At 54.1% G+C, this 6,348-nt stretch carries 7 protein-coding genes; all 7 read right to left on the bottom strand.

The window, feature by feature from the left end:
- Positions 1–163 precede the first annotated feature (163 nt).
- Positions 164–1,231 (bottom strand): prephenate dehydratase, encoded by a 1,068-nt coding sequence (pheA, locus tag Q8Q07_08065; GenBank protein MDP3880237.1) that lies wholly within the window; start codon positions 1,229–1,231, stop codon positions 164–166.
- The gene (aroC, locus tag Q8Q07_08060; protein MDP3880236.1) at positions 1,228–2,319 is read right to left on the bottom strand and encodes a chorismate synthase; all 1,092 of its coding nucleotides are present in this window, start codon (positions 2,317–2,319) and stop codon (positions 1,228–1,230) included. The genes pheA and aroC overlap by 4 nt, the downstream gene beginning before the upstream one ends.
- Positions 2,309–3,574, bottom strand: coding sequence for a 3-phosphoshikimate 1-carboxyvinyltransferase (gene aroA, locus Q8Q07_08055; GenBank protein MDP3880235.1), 1,266 nt, complete (start codon positions 3,572–3,574; stop codon positions 2,309–2,311). Before aroA ends, aroC begins: the two co-directional genes overlap by 11 nt.
- Positions 3,555–4,085, bottom strand: coding sequence for a shikimate kinase (locus Q8Q07_08050; GenBank protein MDP3880234.1), 531 nt, complete (start codon positions 4,083–4,085; stop codon positions 3,555–3,557). The genes aroA and Q8Q07_08050 overlap by 20 nt, the downstream gene beginning before the upstream one ends.
- The gene (locus tag Q8Q07_08045; protein ID MDP3880233.1) at positions 4,075–4,953 is read right to left on the bottom strand and encodes a shikimate dehydrogenase; all 879 of its coding nucleotides are present in this window, start codon (positions 4,951–4,953) and stop codon (positions 4,075–4,077) included. Before Q8Q07_08045 ends, Q8Q07_08050 begins: the two co-directional genes overlap by 11 nt.
- Before the next feature lie 4 nt (positions 4,954–4,957).
- Positions 4,958–5,614, bottom strand: coding sequence for a type I 3-dehydroquinate dehydratase (locus tag Q8Q07_08040; GenBank protein ID MDP3880232.1), 657 nt, complete (start codon positions 5,612–5,614; stop codon positions 4,958–4,960).
- A 1-nt stretch (position 5,615) separates the two neighbouring features.
- Positions 5,616–6,348: 3-dehydroquinate synthase (gene aroB / locus Q8Q07_08035; GenBank protein MDP3880231.1), on the bottom strand; the 733-nt coding region annotated here is incomplete at its 5' end.

The raw sequence follows: 6,348 nt of genomic DNA, 5'->3' as shown, positions 1-6,348 counted from the left end.
TCCCTTCTTTTCACGCTAAGAAAGCTTTGCTCGCTGCATTTGTTATAATTATATCATAATTAAGGCAATCAAAAAGTCCGCCTTTTCAGGCGGGCCAAGCTCGAATCACTTGTTAGCCCACATTGGATTCGAACCGGGATGGGGTGTAAGAGGGTCGTGCCGGCTACCTGGCTCTGGGATAGGAGCCCAGTACCTTCATGAACAGGGCTGCCTTTTCCAGTTTCTCCATGGCTTCCTGAATCGCTTTGTCCTGGCGGTGACCTTCAAAGTCCAGGTAAAAATTATATTCCCATGGTTTCTGGCGTGTTGGCCGGGATTCGATTTTGGTCAGGTTGATGTTTCTTGATGCCAGTATCTGCAGGAATTCGTGCAGTGCTCCCGGTTTGTGACTTACCGAGAAGACGATTGATGTCTTATCATTGCCTGACGGCGGCGAGTCCTGTTTGGCGAGAATAAAAAAGCGGGTGAAGTTGTTCGGGTTGTCCTCAATCTCACTGGCGGCAACCTTCATTTCATATATGTCGGCGGCACGGCAGCTGGCGATAGCCGCGCCGTCAGTGATTCCTTTCTCTTTAATCATCTTGACGCTGCCGGCGGTATCATAGGTGGGCACCAGTTCACGGCCGAGGTGCCGGAGGTAGGTCTTGCACTGCCCCAGCGCCTGGGGGTGAGAGTAGACCCGCTTGATACCGTCGAGTCGTGTTTCGGGATGGGTTATCAGGCAATGGCTGACGCGGAGTTCGGTTTCCCCGCACACCTTGAGATTCGATTCCAGGAGCAGATCGTATGACCGGCTGATGCTTCCCTCCAGAGAGTTCTCGATGGGGACAATGCCGAACTGTACTTCATTACGTTCTACCGCCTGAAAGACGTCTTCCAGGCTCTCACAGGGTTTGACCCGGGTTGAATTCCCGAAGAATCGAAAGGCGGCTTCCTCGCTGTAGGCTCCCGGTTCACCCTGAAAGGCAACCATCATACCCTGCACATTCTTGGCGATGTCCATTATCTGGCGGTAAATGTTGACCAGGTCATCCGGGCCTATTTTTTCTTCCCGCGCCACCCGCCTCACATTTTCCAGCACTTTTTCTTCTCGGGCGGTATCCCTGATTTGCTTGCCTTCTTTCTTCTTCTCCTCTCCTATTTCTTCGGCAATCCGTATCCTCTCGGCAATAAGCCTGACTATCCTGGCATCAGCTTCGTCAATCCTTTTTCTCAGGTCTTCCAGACTCATCTTATAACCTCCGGGATAAGTCCTGCTCTCATCGCGAAATCACAGAGCGTTACCGCCATCATTGCTTCCACGACGGGTACGGCTCTGGGCACGATGCAGGCATCGTGCCTGCCTTTCACTTCCAGGCTGGTATCGGTCATTTTTTGCAGGTCAACCGTGTTCTGAATCCGGGCTATTGATGGCGTCGGCTTGAAAGCGACCCTTACCACCACCGGCATCCCGTTGCTGATTCCGCCGAGGATGCCGCCGGCGTTATTGGTTACAGTCACCACTTTGCCGTCGCTGATGGTGAAGGCGTCGTTATTTTCGGAGCCTCTTTTCCCGGCGACGGAGAACCCGGCGCCGAATTCAACCCCTTTAACCGCCGGGATGGCAAAGATAGCCCTGGCCAGGTCTCCTTCCAGCGTGTCGAATACCGGCTCTCCCAGTCCCACCGGTACGTTAAGCGCCATCGCCTCGACGGCCCCGCCCACGCTGTCCCCTTCCCCCCGGGCTTGTTCAATTACCCTGACCATCTTCACGGCGGCGTCAGGGTCGGCGCAGCGCAGAGGACTGGTCTGCGTATTCCTTCTTATTTCGTTGAGTGACTTTGCCCCTGCTTTGATGCCGCCGATTTCGATGGTGTAGGCCAGAATCTCGATACCGGTCAGTCCGAGCAGTTTCCTGGCTACGGCTCCCGCCATGACCATGGTTGCCGTGGTCCTCCCCGAGAATCTGCCTCCTCCCCGGTAATCATTAAAGCCGCCGTATTTGACATAAGCGGTGTAATCAGCGTGACCGGGTCTGGCCAGAAACCTGATCCGTTCATAGGCGCTGGAATCGATGTCCTTATTCCATATCAGCAGGCAGATGGGGGCGCCGGTGGTGTGTCCTTTGAAGGCACCGGCGAGAATTTCAACTTTATCTTCCTCAGCCCGGCTGGTAGAGGCCACATTTTTACCCGGTCTTCTTTTATCCAGTTCCTGCTGGAGGTCCTCTTCGGTCAGGGGCAGACCGGCCGGGCAGCCATCGATTATGGTGCCGACGCACCGGCCATGGCTCTCGCCGAAGCTGGTGACGGTGAACATCTTGCCGAAACTATTGCCCATTTATTTTCACCTCGCCGCCGATGCTTCTCAGTATCTCCCAGAATTCGGGGTATGTCTTGGCAACGCATTCCGCGTTGTCAATAATGGTCTCGCCGCAGTTCAAACCGAGCAGGCTGAAGGCCATAGCGATGCGGTGGTCGCCCCGCGTATCGATAACTGCGCCTTTTGGCGTCGAGCCGGTGATGATCAATCGCTTTTTTTCCTCGGTGACCTTGATGCTCATTGCCTCCAGACCCTCCCTCAAAGCGGACGGGCGGTCTGATTCTTTCAGACGGGCCCTCTCGATGCCGGTAAATTCGCTGACTCCATCCGCGGCAGCGGCGAGAACGGCCATGGTCGGTAACAGGTCTATGCAGTCGTTCAGGTCAGCCTTTATCGCTTTTAACCTCGATTTCTTTACTGTAATCGAATTATGCCCGGTGGTTATGTCAGCCCCCATCTCTTGAAGGAAGTCCAGTATTGCTTTATCACCTTGTAGACTCTCCGGGTTCAGGTTCTGTACCTCGACCTCGCCGGACATAGCTCCCATGGCTAGCAGGTATGAGGCTGAAGACCAGTCTCCTTCCACCCTGTACCTGGTAGGCTGATAGCTTTGCCGGGAGGTCCTGAATTCCCTCAGGTCCGGGGTGGAGGTTACCTTTACGCCAAAGGCATCCAGACACTCCAGGGTCATCGAGACAAAGGGTCGTGATTCCAGGGGTGTGGTCAGTCTGATTTTGGTACCTTCATCGGCGAGGGGAGAGATGAAAAGCAGGGCGGAAACGAACTGAGAGCTGATATTGCCCGGCAGCTCGGCAATGCCGCCTTTCAATCTCCCTCCCTTGATAGTTACCTGTGCCTGCTCATCATCGAAAATATAATCGATACCCAGTTGTCTCAGTGCGTATATCAGTGGTTTGATTGGCCTGCGGGACAGTGACGGAGCCGTGGTCAAGCGACACTTGCCGGGGACAAGCGCGCATACCGCCGTCATAAACCTCATGGTAGCCGCTGATTCCCGGCAGTACAGGTCAGTGTCCGGCGCCCGGAATTCACCCCCGGCAACCTTCCACGAATTCTTGTCCTGAGTTACCCGGATGCCCAGCTTGCCCAGCACATCCAGGCAGGCTTCAGTGTCATCGGAGCCCAGTGGGTCAATTATCTCACTCTCGCCTCTGGCTAAAGCTGCGCAAATTAAGCCCCGAATCGAGTAGCTTTTTGAGGAAGGGGCTACCACCCTACCCGCTATTTTGCTTTTACGTATTGAGGCTTTCAATTCTCTTCAACTCGGCTATTATTTGCCCGACTACCGCCGGGATGGTCAGTCTTGAGGTATTTATTCTAATATCTGCCACCCGTTCGTAAAAAGGTCTCCTGAACCTTAAAAGCTCGCCTATGGTCAGGATAGGGTTGTCTACCGCCAGCAGCGGTCGCTTCCCGGCGGCGCTGGCCACCCTTTTCAGCACGGTCTTCGGCGACGCTGTCAGGTACACGATGACGGCCCCCTCCCTGAGGCGGTCGATATTTATCTTATTGAGGACCGCCCCGCCGCCGCAGGCGATTACGGTATCTTTTTCCCGGGCTACCCTTTTCGTTATCTCGATCTCAAGCTCCCGGAAGGCGATTTCTCCATCCTGCTCGAATATCTCGGGTATGGACTTGCCGGCCTGTTGCGCAATCAGCGTGTCCGTCTCGATGAAGTTCTTACCCAGCTTTTTTGCCAGGAACCTGCCGACGTCGGTCTTGCCAGCCCCCATAAAACCCACCAGAGCGATATTACTTTTCATGGCTTTTCAGTAGATTTATTGCCTTTTCCTTCATTAGTTTAACCGGTGCTTTCTCTCCCGTCCACTTCTCAAAGGCCAGAGCGCCCTGCCATACCAGCATGTCAATGCCGCCGATAGTCTGAGCGCCGGCGGCCTCCGCCTCTATTAGCAGCCGGGTTTTTACCGGATTGTAGATAATATCATAGACTACCAGGCCCGGCTTGAGCAGGTCCTGTGATACGGGCGTTGCGCCAATGTCAGGGACCATGCCCACGCTGGTGGCGTTTACCAGGATATCAGCTTTCGATAAAGTCAATGCCATGTTTTCCCGGTTCAGTTCCAGGGCACTGGTTTCACGCGCGAAGGACTGGGCAATACCGGCCGCCAGTTCCTTTGCCCAGTCCATCTCCTTTGCCCGGTTGAGGATTGTCAGATTAGCCCCTCTATCCGCCAGGATGAAAGAGATAGCCCTGGAGGCGCCGCCGGCTCCCAGTATGGCCACATTTTTACCCCCCGGCTCAATCCCCCTCTCCAGCAGTACCTGTAGAAACCCGCTGGCATCGGTATTGTAACCGGTCAAAACTCCGTTATCATTGGTGATGGTATTGACCGCGCTAATCTTTTCCGCCATTGTATCGAGCTTGTCCAGGTACGGGATAACAGCTACTTTATGCGGGATGGTAACATTCATTCCCTTGATGTTGAGCGCTCTCATGCCCTCAATAGCTTTGCCCAGCTCCTCTTTCCTTACCCGGAACGGGACATAGATAAAATCTATCCCCAGCTCACTGAAGGCGGCGTTATGCATCACCGGGGACATGGTATGCTCTACCGGGTCGCCGATTAAGCCGCAGACACTTGTTTTGCCGGATACAGGTATCTCTGCCATTTTCTCAGCACCTCATCAGCTGGTAGATTTTTGTCAGGTCGTTAACAGTCATCTGCCCCGGGGCTGATTCTTCCCCGGTATCGATTGATGCGTAAGTCAGTTCACCGCCAAGCAGCGGACAGAGGACTCGACTGGTGTAACCCAGGGCTCCCATGGCGAATGAAATCAGCCTTGTCCCGGAAAATTCGGAGATGAGTTGCAGGACGCTGATATTGTCCTCAACTTTCCGGGCGGTGGTAACGACTTTGCTAATGTCAGCGCCAGCCTTCAGTTGCTCTTTGACTATTCTGACCATCTCCTCCAGGGGGGGCGTTATCTCCAGGTTGTGATATGACAGGAGGCATTGCCCTCCTGTCTTTATCCGCGGAACAATTTTGTCCAGGCCCTTCGTGCTGAGCTCAATGTCAATGATAGCCGCCCCCAACTCGGTTGCCTGCAGCAGGGTCTCTACTCTGCCGGGTTCGTCTCCCAGCCAGTTGCCTCCCTCACCGGGGCTGCGGTTGCAGGCTATCCAGGGTTTATTTAACTGCCGGGCTGTTTCCTGCCAGCCATCGCCAATAAGGTCGATGCGAACCTCGAACAGGTCAACCAGCGGCGCAATCTCCCTGACCGCCTTAAGGTCATTATTGACGATGACAGCGCAAATCCTGGGTTTTTTCATCTTACTCGGCTAAGACCTGTTCTATCAGAGAGGGGCTGACATCATCGGTGATAAATACCTCGCCTATGGCCCGGGGCAGGATAAACCTTATCTTACCCTGCAGTACTTTCTTGTCGTGTTTCATGGCCTGGATAAGCTTTTCCAGTTCAAAGGCCGGGAGCTCCGTCGGCAGGCCGGCCCTGGCGATAACGTCTTTGAGCCTGATTACGGCTTCCCCGTCGAGTACGCCCAGCGCGTTGGAGATTCTGGCCGCCGCCAGCATCCCGATGGCGACCGCCTCTCCGTGCTGGATTTGAAAATCTGAGATTGTTTCGATGGCGTGTCCGATAGTATGACCGTAGTTCAGGATATTCCTCAGTCCCAGGTCTTTCTCATCTTCGGCGACTATCTCGGCTTTTATCTTCGCCGACGTATAGACGACTTTGCCCAGTTTTCTATCATCGAGTGATTTTATCTGGTCGAGATTTTTCTCCAGGTAAGTGAAGAATTCTGCGTCCCGAATCACGCCGTATTTGATGACCTCAGCCAGTCCATCGCTAAGCGCTTTAGCGGTCAGGGTATTCAATGCGGTGATGTCAGTAATGACCATCCTGGGATGGTAAAATGCTCCAATCATGTTTTTCAGCAGGTTGTGGTTGACAGCTACTTTCCCGCCGATACTGCTATCGACCTGTGCCAGCAGGGTGGTTGGTATCTGTATCAGGGGTACTCCCCGCAGATATGTAGCGGCGACA

The sequence above is a fragment of the Dehalococcoidales bacterium genome (assembly GCA_030698765.1).
Taxonomy (GTDB): Bacteria; Chloroflexota; Dehalococcoidia; order Dehalococcoidales; family UBA2162; genus JAUYMF01.
This window is presented reverse-complemented; position numbering and strand designations above follow the sequence as displayed.